This is a genomic window from Glutamicibacter sp. JC586 (assembly GCF_009805585.1).
Classification (GTDB): domain Bacteria; phylum Actinomycetota; class Actinomycetes; order Actinomycetales; family Micrococcaceae; genus Glutamicibacter.
The window spans coordinates 198092-214079 of record NZ_VHIN01000002.1 but is presented as its reverse complement, the minus strand read 5'-3'; the positions used below and the strand labels follow the sequence as shown (position 1 = coordinate 214079).

The 15988-nt window shown below is 57.2% G+C and carries 10 protein-coding genes; all 10 read right to left on the bottom strand.

The window, feature by feature from the left end:
* Window positions 1-6 precede the first annotated feature (6 nt).
* A complete protein-coding gene (gene glgC, locus FJV47_RS01190; RefSeq protein WP_159609316.1) occupies window positions 7-1341 on the bottom strand; it encodes a glucose-1-phosphate adenylyltransferase in 1335 nt (444 codons plus the stop codon).
* Window positions 1338-3530 carry a 1,4-alpha-glucan branching protein GlgB gene (gene glgB / locus FJV47_RS01185; protein WP_235026295.1) on the bottom strand — a complete coding sequence of 731 codons (2193 nt, stop codon included), beginning with the start codon at window positions 3528-3530 and terminating at the stop codon, window positions 1338-1340. Before glgB ends, glgC begins: the two co-directional genes overlap by 4 nt.
* Before the next feature lie 110 nt (window positions 3531-3640).
* Window positions 3641-6070, bottom strand: a complete 2430-nt coding sequence (locus FJV47_RS01180; RefSeq protein WP_159609314.1) for a glycogen/starch/alpha-glucan phosphorylase — start codon at window positions 6068-6070, stop codon at window positions 3641-3643.
* Window positions 6071-6498: 428 nt separating this feature from the next.
* Window positions 6499-7464 carry an FAD-dependent oxidoreductase gene (locus FJV47_RS01175; protein ID WP_159609313.1) on the bottom strand — a complete coding sequence of 322 codons (966 nt, stop codon included), beginning with the start codon at window positions 7462-7464 and terminating at the stop codon, window positions 6499-6501.
* Window positions 7465-7546: 82 nt separating this feature from the next.
* Window positions 7547-8287 carry a 6-phosphogluconolactonase gene (gene pgl / locus FJV47_RS01170; protein WP_159609312.1) on the bottom strand — a complete coding sequence of 247 codons (741 nt, stop codon included), beginning with the start codon at window positions 8285-8287 and terminating at the stop codon, window positions 7547-7549.
* On the bottom strand, window positions 8277-9218 hold the full coding sequence (locus tag FJV47_RS01165) for a glucose-6-phosphate dehydrogenase assembly protein OpcA (RefSeq protein WP_159609311.1): 942 nt from the start codon (window positions 9216-9218) through the stop codon (window positions 8277-8279). Before FJV47_RS01165 ends, pgl begins: the two co-directional genes overlap by 11 nt.
* Window positions 9215-10735, bottom strand: coding sequence for a glucose-6-phosphate dehydrogenase (zwf, locus tag FJV47_RS01160; RefSeq protein ID WP_159609310.1), 1521 nt, complete (start codon window positions 10733-10735; stop codon window positions 9215-9217). The genes FJV47_RS01165 and zwf overlap by 4 nt, the downstream gene beginning before the upstream one ends.
* 7 nt (window positions 10736-10742) lie before the next feature.
* Entirely contained in the window at window positions 10743-12317 is a 1575-nt protein-coding gene (locus FJV47_RS01155) for a glucose-6-phosphate isomerase (RefSeq protein ID WP_159609309.1), read from the bottom strand.
* Window positions 12318-13421: a transaldolase gene (tal, locus tag FJV47_RS01150; protein ID WP_159609308.1), complete on the bottom strand. Its 1104-nt coding sequence runs from the start codon at window positions 13419-13421 to the stop codon at window positions 12318-12320.
* Between the two features lie 18 nt (window positions 13422-13439).
* Window positions 13440-15554: a transketolase gene (gene tkt, locus FJV47_RS01145; RefSeq protein WP_159609307.1), complete on the bottom strand. Its 2115-nt coding sequence runs from the start codon at window positions 15552-15554 to the stop codon at window positions 13440-13442.
* Window positions 15555-15988: the final 434 nt, after the last annotated feature.

Below are 15988 nucleotides of genomic sequence, written 5' to 3'. Positions count from 1 at the left end.
GGGCGCTTACTTCCCCTCCAATTGTTCAGGGTTGAGTTTCAGATCGCCAGCGAGTACTGCAGCTCGTTGGTCCAGCATGGGTTGGGTAATGAGTACGACACCAGAGGCGGTACGTCGGAACCACTTAGAATCTTCCACGGGGTCCTGACCGACGACCAAACCCTCTGGAATGCGCACTCGGCTGTCAATCACGCACTTTGTCAGATCCGCGTTGCGACCCACATCTACGTTGGGCAGTGACACTACCTGATCAAGCTTGGAGAAGGAGTGGGCCCGGTTGCCTGTGAACAGCAAGGACTTATGTACGTCGGCGCCGGAAAGGATGCAGTTTCCTGAGATCAGCGATTCGACTGCTTGTCCCCGTCGTGATTCATCGTCGTGGATGAACTTTGCCGGTGGGGTCAACTCCGCATAGGTCCAGATAGGCCAACTATTGTCGTAGAGGTCCAGTGAGGGCACGACCTCCGTTAGATCCAGATTGGCTCGCCAGAAGGAATCAATAGTGCCCACATCGCGCCAGTAGGGTTCGGTTTCTAGTCCGGTCATCACGCAGGAGTCGGTGAATTTGTGCGCGTAGGCGCTACCGCTTTTGACGATGTGCGGGATTAGATCGTGGCCAAAGTCGTGGCTGGAGTTGGCTTCTTCCGCATCCTCGAGCAACAGTTCACGCAGGAACTTCCAGTTGAAGACGTAGATACCCATGGAAGCCAATGCCATGGAAGGATCTTCTGGCATGCCCGGAGGATCTGCTGGTTTCTCGAGGAAATCCACGACACGTCCGGCCTCGTTCACGTGCATGACACCGAAGCCGGTAGCTTCTTCGCGAGGTACTGTCAGGCAACCGATGGTGACGTCAGCGCGGGTATCCACGTGCTGACGCAACATGATCTCGTAGTCCATCTTGTAGACGTGATCGCCGGCCAAGATGATCACGTACTCGACATCATAATCATCAACGATGTCGATATTCTGGGTCACTGCATCCGCAGTACCCAAGTACCACTTGTTTTCTTGGACGCGCTGGCTGGCTGGCAGAATATCGAGGTATTCATTTCGCTCGGCACGGAAGAAATTCCATCCGCGTTGCATGTGGCGGATCAAGGAGTGTGCCTTGTACTGGGTGGCTACTGCCATCTTGCGCACACCAGAGTTATAGGCATTGGACAGTGGGAAATCAATAATGCGAGACTTGCCGCCGAAGTGCACGGCGGGTTTGGCACGGCGATCGGTGAGCTCCTCTAGACGGCTGCCACGTCCGCCAGCGAGAACAAAGGCCATCGCTTGGCTTGAGAGGCGCGGAGGTGCGCCGGTGACACCGCGAGTACCGGAATTGATATTCATGATTGTTCCTCCACAAAATAGAGTGCCGATAAAGGTGGGAGTGTGAGTAGAGCAGATTGGGCTTCGTTGCCACAGGCAACGGCTTCGGTTTCGACGGCTCCGCCGTGACCGCGATTGGCCCCGTGGTAACGCTCGGAGTCTGTATTAAGCGCTTCGATCCAGCGGCCGGGCACCGGGAACCCAATGCGGAAGCCAGTGCGTTCCACCGGGGTGAGATTCACGATGACTACAACATGGGCGTCGCCTGGTTCGCCGCGTCGCAGCCATGCGAACACCTGGTGTTCTACATCATCGACCAGAAGCCAGCTAAATCCGTCGCCGCGATGATCTCTGCGGTGTAAGGCAGGCTGTTGACGATAGAGCGTATTCAGATCGCGCACCAGTGTTTGAACCCCGGCGTGGCCCGGATCGTCCAGTACGTCCCAGTCCAGTTGGCTCTGGTAGTTCCATTCGGATTTTTGCCCGAACTCTTGCCCCATGAACAACAGTTTCTTGCCGGGGTAGCCCCACATGTAAGCGTAGAACGCTTTGAGGTTTCCCAACTTGTCGGCATGGTTGCCTGGCATGCGTGAATACATTGACCCTTTGCCGTGCACGACCTCATCGTGGCTGATCGGGAGCAAGAAATTCTCGCTGAAGGCATAGGTGATGCCGAAGGTGAGCTGATTGTGGTGGTGCTTGCGGTAGACCGGATCCTTGCCGAAGTACTCCAGCGAGTCATTCATCCAGCCTAGGTTCCACTTGAAGCCGAAACCTAGGCCTCCGGCATCTACCGGGCGGGTGACACCGGGGTAGGCGGTGGAATCTTCGGCGATCATTGCGATGCCGGGATGCTGCGCATAGCTAGCCACATTGGTCTGCTTCAAGAATTCCAGGGCTTCGTAGTTCTCTTTCCCGCCATCCTTGTTGGCGACCCATTCACCTTCCGCTCGCGAGTAGTCGCGGTTGATCATCGAGGCGACAGCATCCACGCGCAGCCCGTCCAGGTGGTATTCCTCCAGCCAATACAGCGCATTGGCCACAAGATAATTGCGGACTTCAGGGCGCCCATAGTTATAGATCAGCGTGTTCCAGTCCGGGTGAAAGCCTTCGCGAGGATCTTGATGCTCGTATAGCGCGGTACCGTCGAACCGGCCCAGACCATGTTCGTCGGTGGGGAAGTGTCCCGGAACCCAGTCCGCGATCACCCCGAGACCGCGCGCATGGGCGGCGTCAACAAAGGCGGCAAATTCTTGTGGTGTGCCATAACGAACGGTCGGTGCGAAGAGCCCGATCGGCTGGTAACCCCAGGACCCGTCAAAGGGGTGCTCGGTGACCGGGAGTACTTCAGTATGGGTGAAGCCCATGTCGGCGGCGTAGTCGACGAGTTCCTGAGCTAGCTCAAGGTAGCTCAGAGACCGATTGTTTTCGGCGAGTCTGCGCCAAGACCCCAAATGCACCTCGTAGATGCTGACGGGAGCATCGACGGCATTGATCTGTGCTCGTTCGGTGACCCATTGCTGATCGTTCCATTTATGGGTGCCCAATGGGCGAACCACTGAACCATTTGCCGGCGCGAGCTCGGAGCCGAAGCCGACCGGGTCCGCCTTCAGCGGCAACACCTCGCCGTTGGCGCCAAGGATCTCGTATTTGTAGACGGTGCCTTCCTCAAGCCCGGGCAGGAAGATCTCCCAGACCCCAGTGGCACCGCGTGAGCGCATTGGGTGCACGGTGCCATTCCAGCCGTTAAAGTCGCCTAGAACTGAAACACGTTGAGCGTTTGGTGCCCACAGGGCGAAGTGTACGCCGGCGATGTCTTCGTGGGTGATCAGGTGAGCACCCAGCGCCTTCCAGAGGCCGTGGTGCTCACCTTCACCGATCAGATGTTCATCGAACTGGCCAATGACCGGTCCAAAGCGGTAGGGGTCTTCGCGTTCTTCAACGTATCCGGACGCCCATTGGATGCGGATCCGATAGTAAGGCAGGAACGCCGCAACGAAGACTACGGGATCCGCTGGATGAGCGGTGGCCTTCACCTGGTCAGTCTTGTTAAACAGCCATACTTGCTCGGCCCCTGGGAAGCGGAGAACTACATGCGCTCCGTCTGCAGTTGGGCCCAGCGCAGCAAAGGGATCAGGGTGCTCTCCCCGGGCCAACAAGCTAACCTGTTGGGGGCCCAGTATCGCAGTGATGCAGTCCTCTTTTGGCACCTCGGCTCCTTGCCTCGTCATTTGATCTCATCCAAGCACAATAAGATTTAGGTCACGTTAACATGACGCAGCTCATGGCAGTATGACTTAGTGTGAACGACCGCTTCGACTTACAGAGCAGATTCGACATCCCAAATTTGATTCATGTACTGACGAATCGAGCGGTCAGAACTGAAATACCCCATGCGTGCGACGTTAAGAATCGCCATGCGTTGCCAACGTTCAGCATCCGCGTAGCATTCGGCGACCTCGGTTTGCGCCCGGTCGTAATCCTCAAAATCTGAGGCCACCAAGAACCAGTCACTGTTCCACATGGCATCGAGCAAACCGTCATAACGGTGGTGGTCATCGGGGCTGAAAGTACCCTCTGCGATTGCCTGCAGCACATCACGCAAGGTTTGGCTGGCTTCCAACGCTGTACGAGCATGGCCTTCTTGAGCTCTTCGCTGCGCAACCTGTTCGGTACTCAGGCCGAAGAGGAAGAAGTTCTCGGCCCCGACTTGTTCGCGGATTTCAACATTTGCCCCGTCTAGGGTTCCAATGGTCAGCGCTCCGTTGAGCGCAAACTTCATATTTCCAGTACCAGAGGCCTCCATTCCAGCGGTGGAAATTTGTTCGGAGAGATCCGCGGCGGGGATCAGCTTTTCTGCCATGGAGACCCCATAGTTTGGAGGATAAACAACGCGCAACAGGTGCTGTGTTTCCGGATCGTTGTTAACTACCTCGGCCACGTCGTTGATGAGCTGAATGATCAGTTTGGCCATGTGATAGCTCGGTGCCGCCTTTCCGCCTAAGATCTTAACCCGGGGGACCCACCCTGCCTGCGGGTCGCGTTTGATCCGTTGATAGTGAGCGATGGTCCATAAGATGTTGAGTAGTTGGCGCTTGTATTCATGTAAGCGTTTCACTTGGGCATCAAATAAAGCCTCGGCCGGTAACTGGATGCCATGTTCCTTGGCGAGCCATTGAATGAAGTGTTCTTTGGCAGCGGCCTTGCTCCGGCCGAAGGCCTCGCGGAACGCAGAGTCATTGGCGTACGGTTCCAACTCGCGAAGACGTTCCAGATCCGTTTCCCATCCGGCGCCTATGGTGTCGGTAATGAGAGAGGCCAAGGCCGGGTTGGCCAGTTTCAGCCAGCGACGCGGGGTGATGCCGTTGGTGATGTTCACGATGCGCCCGGGATGCAATTCGTTGTGAACTGGAAAGAGGTCTTGACTGACCAGTTCGGTGTGCAGGGCCGAGACCCCATTGATCTTGTGGCTGGTGGTGAAGGCTAGGTCACCCATGCTGACCTGATCATTGTTGATCAGGCGAACAGGATTTTCCTTCGCCCCCTGTAGCTCGATGAACTGGGTGTCTAGCGTTTCAATAATCTGCAGGTGGCGCGGTAGGACCTTGCGCATCAACCCCACGCTCCATCGTTCTAACGCCTCGGGCAGCAGCGTGTGGTTGGTATAGCCCAAGACGTCGGTAACAGTGGAAACCGAGGTGTCGAAGTCCATCTTGTGCTCGTCTACCAATAAGCGAATCAGCTCAGGGCCAGCAATTGCCGGGTGGGTGTCGTTCATCTGAATGGCGACAAACTCTGGAAGCTTGAGTAGATTCTCGTGCCCAGCGAGGTAGCGGCGCAGGATATCTTGAACCGAAGCCGAGGTCAGGAAGTACTCCTGTGAGAGTCGAAGTTCCTTGCCACCTTCAGTGGTGTCATTGGGATAAAGTACCCGGCTGAGGCTTCTGGCTAGGGCCTCTGGCTCAGAGGCTGCAGCGAAGTCGCCAGCGTTAAAGCGATTTAAGTCGAACAAGTCTGCGCTTGGCATTGCTGCCCAGAGGCGAAGAGTATTGGCCCATTGGCCTGCGTAGCCAACCACTGGGGTGTCGTGGGCTGAAGCGATTACCTTGGAACCTGGAGTCCAAATCGAAGTACCGTCCTGCTCGGCCAGTCCGCCGCCAAAACCAACGTTGTAGGCGGCCTCGGGACGGTTGAAATCCCAAGGGTTATCCGTGGCCAACCAATTTTCGGGGGTTTCGATCTGCCGTCCATGCTCAAAATGCTGGCGGAAAAGACCGTGCTCGTAGCGCAGCCCGTAGCCATAGGCAGGGCAACCTACGGTGGACATGGAATCCAAGTAGCAAGCGGCCAAACGCCCCAATCCACCATTGCCCAACGCGGCATCGGGTTCACCTTCGGCGATGTCCGCGAAGCTCAAACCAAATTCAGAGAGAACTCGCACGATGACATCGCGCAACCCTAGGTTGATCGCTTGATCTTCCAGCAAGCGACCGATGAGAAATTCCATCGAGAGGTAGTAGACCCGTTTGCGGTCTTCGTCCCACGTGCGACGTGTGGCATCGAACCAAGGGTCTACGGCATAATCACGGACGGTATGTGAAAGGGCCATGCGCCAGTCAAAAATAGATGCCTTTTGCGGGCTCTTGCCCACGGTGTACTGCAAATGACGAAGCAAGGCCTGACGAAACGCTGGGGCAGAATTCACTGTTTCATTAGCGTTCAGTTTTCGGGTATCGAATGATTGCGACATTTGTTGCCCTCAATGACTAAAGTGATGCATCGGATTCGAGTGGTCGTGCATTAAATGTGAGATTACTCTATGGCCTGCGGTCTGTCTTCGATGGTTACATCAATGCGTCATCAAAGGTGACGCCGAGAAATAGACCCAAAAATCTCTCCATTGTTGACGGTATAAATCCGGAAGAGAACAGCAAAAACGCGCCGTTGGCCAAGGCGGATACTTTAAAGCAATCCTTGGAACGAGCGCGTAAATTTGAGAAATTGTCGATTTCGTTGTGCAGCCTTTACCGCGATGAATACGGCGTAAGGCTGCACACGGAACAGGTGTATGGGGCAATGTCCGGAACAATAATGATGTGCCCGACGGCGACGATTTAGCCACCGTCAAAGAAGGGTTTATCTAGAATTCAGGTGAATTTAGGGTTTCAGAAAACTGAGTTAAGCCTCTAGTAATTCCAGAACACGTCTAGCTGTGCCCCAAGACATCGTGACGCCACCTCCGCCGTGCCCGTAGGCGGCGATGACGGGGACTTCATGGGCCGAAATTCGCTCTAATCGGACAGTTTCACGCGCAGGACGCAAACCAACCTTGTGTTCGAGAACTTCGCACTGGGCTAATTCGGGAACCATGGAGATAGCTCGGCTGAGCATGTCGGTGGCGATTTGTTCGTCCACCTTCAGGTTGGTGTCGTAATCAACGTCCGTTCCACCAACGATGATGTCCTCGCGACGTGGAATGATGTAGGAAACTCCCAGTGGATGATCGTCGTCACTGAGCCATTCATGAAGACCTGCGGTGTTCGCCAACCGGATCACTTGGCCTCGAATCGGGTAGACGGTCTCATCATCTCCGAGTAATTCCCCTCCACGGATTCCGGCGGCCAGCACAACCGTGTCAGCTTCGGCGGCAAGTTCGTCGATGGAGGTGATGGTGCGCTGCTCAAACTTTACGCCCAGCTGTCGGCATTGGTTTTGCAACCAGCCCAGATATGTGGGCATGGTAATCACCGGAACAGTGCCACTGGTGGCAGAAAGAGCGCCCTCAGGCAAGAGCTGTGGGTCTACGACTGTGGCATCGGCGACGTGCCTAGTCCAGGACCGATCAGCATCCGTACGTCGTTCAATGTCCATTCCGAAGCGTAGGTCAACACCGGTCTCTGGGATCAGCGACAAGGCTTCAAAACGTTCCAGGGTGTGTGCAAGGAGAAGATCTGCGGCAGGGGAGTTCTCGGAATGGTAGGGGAACCAAATAGCTGCGGAGACCGCCGAAACAGTCTGGAGAGGTTCTTGATCGCTCACCACGGTGACTTTGTGACCGTGTGAGGCTAGTTCGTAGGCGGTGGATAGGCCTATGACACCGGCACCGATGACGGTGACTCTGAGCAGGGAGCTAAGATCAGACATTTTTCCTCTAGAAATCTAATGGTTAGGGCAAAGGCCGGCGTGGTGAACCAATGGGTTCACCACGCCGGCCTGAGCCTATCAGTTAGAGCAGCGTGGAGGCTGCTCGATCCACGATCCACCGAGTTGCTTCGGTGCCACGCACGGCGCTAGCCGGCACAGCAACTTCGTTGACCTCATGGGCTGCGGCAGCCAAGGCGGGGGCCTTATCTGCGCCAGCAACAATCAGCCACACTTCACGCGCGGTATTGATGGTGCCCATGGTCAGTGAGACACGATGCGGTGGTGGCTTGGGGGAGTCGTGAACCGCAATGGCACCAAGCTCATCCGAACGGGTGTGGTTCGGGAACAGCGAGGCGACATGTGAGTCTGGACCCATGCCCAACATCAAAACATCGAACACCGGAGAAGCAGCTCCTACGGAGGCTTCGGCGGCTAGCAACCGCGTGTAGGCAACTGCTGCCTCTTCAGCGGTTTCGTACTGATCAGTGGAGCCCATAGCGTGCACGGTGGCACGGTCCAGCCCCAACTCATCCAGCGCTGCAAACAGTGGCTCGGCCTGGAGTACGTTGCGATCCGCACTGTCGGCAGCGACAAAACGCTCATCACCCCACCAGAAGTGCACTGCAGACCAGTTCACCGAAGCTTTGGCTGGGTTCTGCGCCACAGCTACCAGTGCCGCGATGCCTAGGGTGCCACCGGTAACCACGATGTGGGCCACCCCGCGTGCACTGACCGCATCGGTGATCGAGGTGATCAGCCGAGCAGCGATGGCATGAGCGGTCGCCGAGACATCGTCATGAATGGTGATTTGCCTAGCGATCACTGGGAACAACGCTCCTGAGCTGAGTCATTTCCAGTCCCTTGGTGATCACGTCACCAAAGACCTCGTCAGCATCCAAGCGACGCATTTCTTCGGCCAAGCAGTCGGCGACCGACCGGCGTGGCAGCGAAATGCGCTGAGGAGCTGAACCTGGCAGGTACAGATGAGCTACCGCGCCGGAAGGACGCGAAAGCTCAACATCGCCGGATTCACGGCTCAGCCGCACGCTGGAGAGGCCACCGGTGGTGTTATCTGCAGCAATGGCGACCGGGACATTGAGGGTCATGGTCAGCCAAGCGGCCAGTAACGCGGTGGATGGCGAATTCTCTGCGCCCTTCACGGTGACGCTGGTCAGATCCTCGGTGCCCACCAAATCGATGATGCTCGCCAGCTGTCCGCGCCAGTAGGTCAGGCGGGTCCAAGCTAGGTCGGTATCGCCGGCTTGGTAGCTGGATGCACGGCCGTATAGCGAGGAGACCGGATCGGACTCTTCGGCTGAATCGGTAATGCGACGGTGAGCCAACTTACCCAAAGCGGTCGCGTAAGGATCCTTCGGCACACCATGTGGCCACCAAGCCACGATCGGTGCATCTGGCAGAAGCAAGGCTGAGATCAGTGCTTCATCGGCTACAACGTCTGGACCAAAGGTACGCATGACGATAACTTCGGATGCACCGGCGTCTCCGCCAACACGGATCTGCACATCGAGGCGGTTCTTTGCGCTGGTATTGCCACGAACCACAACGATGATGCGGCATGGGTGCTCGCGACTAGCCAGGTTGGCCGCCTCGATAGCGTTTTCCGCGAAGCCTTCGCGGGTGATGACCACCAAGGTCAGCACACGGGAGAGTGCCACCACGCCATGGGTTCGACGTGAAGAAATCAGCTTCTTGGCCACCTTGGAAGTGGTGGTATCGGGAAGATCGATCATCATGGGCGTCGCCACGTCCTTCCATCTTTGGCCATTAGCTCATCGCTGCTGGCTGGTCCCCAGGAGCCCGGCGCGTACGGGTCAGGCTGGCTAGGCTGTGAAGCCCAGTACTCCTCGAACGGATCAAGGATTCGCCAGGACTGCTCGACCTCTTCATGACGGGGGAATAGTGGTGGTTCGCCCAAAAGTACATCCAAGATCAGACGCTCGTAAGCTTCTGGGGATGACTCGGTGAACGCGTTACCGTAGCCGAAGTCCATGGTGACATCGCGAATCTCCATCTGGGTGCCAGGCACCTTCGATGCAATACGGATGGTGGCACCTTCATCTGGCTGCACACGGATCACGAAGGCGTTCTGACCGAACTCGTCGGAATCATGATCTCCGAAAAGCAGGTTCGGGGCCTTCTTGAACACCACAGCGATTTCTGTGACGCGGCGGCCCAAACGCTTACCTGCGCGCAGGTAGAACGGTACCCCATCCCAGCGACGGGTCTTGATGTTCAAACGAACGGCCGCATAGGTTTCGGTCTTGGACTTCGGGTTGAAGCCTTCCTCATCAAGGAAGCCAACCACTTCTTCTGCACCCTGCCAGCCTGAGGTGTACTGACCGCGGGCACTAGCTGCGCCAAGATCCTCGGGCAGTTCCACCGCCGAGAGTACCTTTTCCTTCTCGCTACGCAAGTGATCGGCATTGAAGGAGATTGGCTCCTCCATCGCAGTCAGTGCCAGCAACTGGAGCAGGTGATTCTGGATGACATCGCGGGCAGCACCCACGCCGTCATAGTAGCTGGCACGTCCACCAATGCCGATATCCTCGGCCATGGTGATCTGTACGTGGTCCACATATTTGTTGTTCCACAGTGGCTCAAACATCTGGTTACCAAAACGCAGAGCCAATAGGTTTTGTACGGTCTCCTTGCCCAGGTAGTGGTCGATGCGGAAGACCTGGTCTGCTGGGAAAACGGACTCCACGATTTCGTTCAGTTCGCGGGCGCTTTGCAGGTTGTGACCAAATGGCTTTTCGATGACCACACGTTCCCAACCTGGGTTGGAATCATTGGCCAGGTGGTGCTCGGAGAGCTTCTGGCAAACAATTTCGAACCAGCTTGGTGGGATCGAGAGGTAGAAGGCGTGGTTACGTCCGGTGGAACGCGATTCCGCGAGTTCATCCAGGGTTTCAGCGAGCTTCCGATAAGCGTCGTCATCATCGAAGGCACCGGAAATAAAACGCATTCCGGAGGCCAGCTGGGCGAACACCGTCTCGTTAAACGGGGTTCGGGAGCTGGCGAGGATCCATTCGCGTGCCTGAGCGGTGAAGTCTTCAGCGCTCCAGTCGCGACGGCCAAAGCCGACGATGGCAAAGTTTGGGGGGAGAAGTCCGCGGTTAGCCAGGTCGTAGACCGCTGGCATCAGTTTTTTGCGGGCGAGGTCGCCGGTGATTCCGAAGAACACCAGCGCGCCCGGACCGGCGATGCGGTTAAGCCGCCGGTCGCGAGCGTCGCGTAGTGGGTTGTTCATTCGAGCCTTACTTCGCAGCCTCTAGCAGTGCTGCGATGCCGGCTGCGCGATCCGTGAGGTTCACGCGCAGCACTGGGCGGTTGTGTTCGGCGTCTGAGAGCACTGCACCGTCGCCAATGGCCTGGGCGGTGATCAAAGAGCCGAAGGAGTATGGACGATCCGGGATCTCAAGGTCATCCTTGTGGTCCGCGGTGATCTGCAGGAATACACCCTGAGCCGGTCCACCCTTGTGGTACTGGCCGGTGGAGTGCAAGAAGCGTGGACCCCAACCGAAGGTGACCGGGCGACCGGTCTTTTCGGCGAAGAGGTCACGCAGTTGCTCTAACTGCTGATCCGAAAGACGGTTCAGGTAAGCCTGAATTGCGAAGTAACCATCTTCTGGCAACTGCGCGGTGAGCTGATCCAGAGCCTCTGCCAGGGTGCTGGCGGTGGTGCCGTACAACTGCACCGCACCGTCGGTGGCATCCGGCGCCGTTTGCGCTGGAGCGTCGAGCATCGAGCGTGCTGCAACCTTAGCGGCTTCAACATCTGGCTGGTCAAATGGGCTGATGCCCAGCAGGTAACCGGCAATGGCGGTGGCGTACTCGAAGATCATGAAGGAGGTGCCCAACGGTGCACTAATGTGCACGGCGGTGGCGTCCTCATCAAGTTCTTCTGGAAGCTCTTCGTAAACGAACAGCGGCAGTACGTCGGAAGCAACGTCCTTCAGCTCGGGTGCACCTACATGTGCGGCAACAGGCAGAACGCCCTTGCCGGACTTGCCGGTGGATTCTGCGATGAGCTGTTCTGCCCAGTCGCCGAAGCCTGGCAGTGCCTGGCCCACGCAGGAGATCAGTAGCTTGTCACGGCCTGCGGTGGCCATTGCGGCGCCGAGGTGCAACGCGATGTTGTCCTCATCGTCGGCGGCCAAGATGTCGCTGATCAGCCCTGCTTCTTCAACCAATGCTTCGATGTCCGCACCGGCAAGACCCGAAGGTACCAGGCCGAAGGCGGTCAATGCGGAGTAGCGGCCACCCACATGTGGGTCGGCGTTGAAAACTGCGCGTACGCCCTCTGCCTTGTCCATCGGCGAACCTGGATCGGTGACCAGCACCAGACGGGTTGCTGGATCAATTCCGGCAGCGTTGAACGCTGCGGTGAAGGCACGACGCTGCGAGTCGGTTTCCACGGTGGAGCCGGACTTGGAGGAAACGACCACTACGGTGCGCTGAAGATCGGTTTCCACGATGTCCTTGACCATCGAAGGGTCGGTGGTGTCGCAGATGACCAGTTCGATCTCGTCATTGGCGGCGATGACTTCTGGAGCCAGCGAGGAGCCGCCCATGCCACAAAGGACAATGCGGGTCAGGTTTTCCTTCACCAGTTCTTCACGCAGTGCCAAGATTTCTGGAATCAGTTTTGCTGCCGCCTGGAAAGGGTTCACCCAGCCAAGGCGGATCGCTGATTCTGCTTCAGCCTCTGGACCCCAGATGGTGGCGTCGCCGGCGGTAATGCGGCTGGCAATCTTCTCTTCGATTAGCTGTGGAAGCAGCTGGTCAACAGAGGCGAGTGCCGCACCGGTAGTAACCAGTCCGAGTTCCATTTACTTGGCTCCCTTCAGAGCCACTGACATGTCTTCGAGCAACTCGTTCCAAGCAACCTCGAACTTGTCGACGCCTTCAACCTCAAGCAGGTTAACAACCTCGTTGTAGTCGATGCCCTGGGCGGCCAGCTTGTCCAGTACGTGATTAGCTGCTTCGTAGCTACCCGAGATGGTGTCGCCGCGAACCTCGGCCTCAGCAGCGGTAGCGTCAAGGGTCTTTTCTGGCATGGTGTTCACGGTGTTGGCAGCAACCAACTCGGTGACGTACAAGGTCGATGGGTACGCAGGGTCCTTCACACCGGTCGAGGCCCACAGCGGACGCTGAACGTTGGCGCCAGCGGCAGCCAGCACCTCGTAGCGTGCCGAAGCGAAGGTCTCTTCGAAGACCTGGTAGGCCAAGCGTGCGTTCGCTACGCCAGCCTGGCCGCGCAATGCGGTGGCTGCGTCGGTACCGATAGCTTCAAGACGCTTGTCGATTTCGGAGTCAACACGGGAAACGAAGAAGGAAGCGACCGAATGGATCTTGGACAGATCCAAGCCCTTGGCGTGAGCCTTCTCCAGACCGATCAGGTACGCGTTGATTACTTCGCGGTAGCGTTCCAGCGAGAAGATCAGGGTCACGTTGACCGAAATGCCTTCGGCGATGGTCTCGGTGATAGCTTCCAGACCTTCGAGGGTGGCTGGAATCTTGATCAGGACGTTGTCGCGGTTAACCCGCTCGTACAGGGCTTTGGCCTGTGCGATGGTTGGTGCGGTTTCGTGAGCTAGACGAGGATCAACCTCGATCGAGACACGGCCATCGAAGCCCTTGGAGGACTCGTAGACACCCTTGAACAGGTCGCAAGCTGCAGCAACGTCGTCACTGGTGATCTCGGTAATCGCATCTTCCACGGACTTTTCACGCTGCTCAGCAATCGCTTCGCCGTACACCTCAGCCTTGGACAGTGAAGCGGCGAAGATGGCTGGGTTGGTGGTAACGCCAACAACGTTCTTCTCTTCGATCAGCTTGGCCAGCGAGCCGCTGGTCAGTCGTTCGCGGGAAAGGTCATCAAGCCAGATGGAAACGCCGGCGTCGGACAGGGCCTGGGTATTTGGGTTGCTCATAATGTGTACTTCAGTTCCTTACTTTGCGGCGTTCTGTACGGAGGTTTCGGCAGCGGCAACAACGGCCGCGGTGGTGATACCGAACTCGGAGTACAGCTTCTTGTAATCGGCGGAAGCGCCGAAGTGGTCTAGGGAGATGATCTCGCCATGTGCACCGACCAGCTCGCGCCAGCCCTGGGCTACACCAGCTTCAACCGACACGCGCGCGGTGATTGCTGCTGGCAGAACCTCTTCACGGTAGGCAGCATCCTGCTTGGCGAACCACTCAAGGGAAGGCAGGGAAACTACGCGGGCTGCGATGTTCTTTGCGGCTAGTTCTTCGCGCGCCTCAACTGCCAGTTCTACCTCGGAACCGGTAGCGAGCAAGATGACATCCGGGGTAACCTCGGCGCCGTCGCGAACAGCTTCAGCCAGGATGTAACCACCCTTCAAGGTGCCTTCTGCGCCACGGAAGCCTGCAGCTTCACGGTCGTAGATTGGCAGGTTCTGACGGGAGAGAACGATACCCGATGGGGTGTCGGTCAGTTCCAGCATGCCGCGCCATGCGTAGGCAACTTCGTTGGCATCCGCTGGGCGAACTACGTCGAAGTTAGGGATGACGCGCAAGCTGGCAAGCTGCTCAACTGGCTGGTGGGTTGGGCCGTCTTCGCCCAGACCGATGGAGTCGTGGGTCCATACGAAGATCGATGGAACACCCATCAGTGCAGCCAAGCGGATTGCTGGGCGCTGGTAGTCCGAGAAGATCAGGAAGGTGCCGGAGAATGCACGGGTAGGGCTTGAAAGCACAATGCCGTTCACAATCGAGGCAGCAGCATGTTCGCGGATACCGAAGTGCAGGACACGACCGTAAGGGCTTGCATCCCACGAAGCGGTGGAGCGACGCTGCGGCGCGAAGGACTTCGCGGTATCGATGGTGGTGTTGTTCGAACCTGCGAGGTCAGCCGAGCCGCCCCAAAGTTCTGGCAATTCATCAGCGATAGCGTTGATAACCTTGCCCGATGCCGAGCGGGTCGCCATGGTGGAACCTGGCTCGAATACTGGAAGCTTTTCGGTCCAGCCTTCTGGAAGCTTGCCAGCCTGCAGGCGCTCAAGCAGAGCAGCCTCTTCTGGGTTAGCGCTCTTCCAAATGTTGAAGTCCGCGTTCCATGATTCGTGAAGTTCTGCACCGCGGGTAACTACTTCGCGTGCGTGATCCAGTACTTCCTGATCGATGTGGAAGTTCTTTGCTGGGTCGAAGCCCAGAACTTCCTTCAGGCCTGCGACTTCTTCGGTTCCGAGCTTGGAGCCGTGGATGCCGCCGGTGTTCTGCTTGGTTGGTGCTGGCCAGCCGATCACGGTGCGCAGGGCGATGATCGATGGGCGGGAGGTCTCGGCCTTGGCAGCGCGGATGGCCTCGTCCAGTGCTTTAAGGTCTTCAACATATTCGCCGGTGACAGTCCAGTCAACGCGCTGGGTGTGCCAGCCGTAGGAGTCGTAGCGACCCAGAACATCTTCGGTGAAGGCGATGTCGGTGTCGTTCTCAATGGAGATCTTATTGTCATCGTAAATTACGACGAGGTTGCCAAGTTCCTGGTGACCGGCCAGCGACGATGCCTCTGAGGTGACACCTTCCTGAAGGTCGCCATCGGAAGCGATGACATACACGGTGTGATCAAACGGGCTGGTGCCAGCTTCGGCAGCTGGGTCCAGCAGGCCACGCATGCGGCGCTGCGAGTAAGCGAAACCAACGGCGGAGGCCAGACCCTGACCCAGTGGTCCGGTGGTGATCTCTACACCGGCAGTGTGGCCCACTTCTGGGTGACCTGGAGTCTTTGCGCCCCAAGTACGCAGTGCTTCGATGTCTTCCATCTCTAGGCCGTAGCCGGAGAGGAACAGCTGTAGGTACAAGGTCAAGGAAGTGTGACCTGGGGAGAGGACGAAGCGGTCGCGGCCGATCCAGTTTGGATCCTTAGGGTCGTGACGCAAGTGCTTCTGGAAAATCAAGTAGGCGGCCGGTGCCAAGCTCATGGCGGTACCCGGGTGGCCATTGCCAACTTTTTCAACAGCGTCGGCTGCCAAGACACGTGCGGTGTCGATGGCCTTACGATCCAACTCAGTCAGTGAAAACTCTTCTACTAAGGATTCAGTCGCCACAGTGGCGTTCCTTCCATTCAGGCTTGGACGGGAGCTATTTCCCGCTGACACGCAATACGCCGTCGCCTCCTATAGATTCCTGATGCTTTGCGGCTCAAGAAGTTCTAGGTTGCGACGGCGCAATCTCGCTCAACTCTATCGCGAAAACAGAGGTTCGCGTGTTGGTTATAGCAAGATGACGTCCAACTTTATTTCCGCAGGGTAACGGTGGATTCACCACAGATAAATTTCGTTCGCCTGATTGCTTTGGATTGCGGCGGTGTTTCATTCGTCACAACGCAGTTCGTGGGGCTGGATTTAACCTCCAGACAACAAACTGTCACCGAGCCGGCGAATCCGATAAGACAAAGACTGGACTTTGTTATCAGTAGTAGTACATAAGTTAAATGTCGTATTCGCCGTTTGAGTTCCGAGAATCAATGACTCGGCAGCGA

Excerpts from the sequence above, each read along its gene's own strand:
- FJV47_RS01155 (WP_159609309.1), bottom strand. The coding sequence starts at position 12,317 with ATGGAACTCGGACTGGTTACTACCGGTGCGGCACTCGCCTCTGTTGAC.
- FJV47_RS01175 (WP_159609313.1), bottom strand. The coding sequence starts at position 7,464 with ATGTCTGATCTTAGCTCCCTGCTCAGAGTCACCGTCATCGGTGCCGGT.
- FJV47_RS01165 (WP_159609311.1), bottom strand. The coding sequence starts at position 9,218 with ATGATGATCGATCTTCCCGATACCACCACTTCCAAGGTGGCCAAGAAG.
- FJV47_RS01180 (WP_159609314.1), bottom strand. The coding sequence starts at position 6,070 with ATGTCGCAATCATTCGATACCCGAAAACTGAACGCTAATGAAACAGTG.
- zwf (WP_159609310.1), bottom strand. The coding sequence starts at position 10,735 with ATGAACAACCCACTACGCGACGCTCGCGACCGGCGGCTTAACCGCATC.
- tal (WP_159609308.1), bottom strand. The coding sequence starts at position 13,421 with ATGAGCAACCCAAATACCCAGGCCCTGTCCGACGCCGGCGTTTCCATC.
- glgC (WP_159609316.1), bottom strand. The coding sequence starts at position 1,341 with ATGAATATCAATTCCGGTACTCGCGGTGTCACCGGCGCACCTCCGCGC.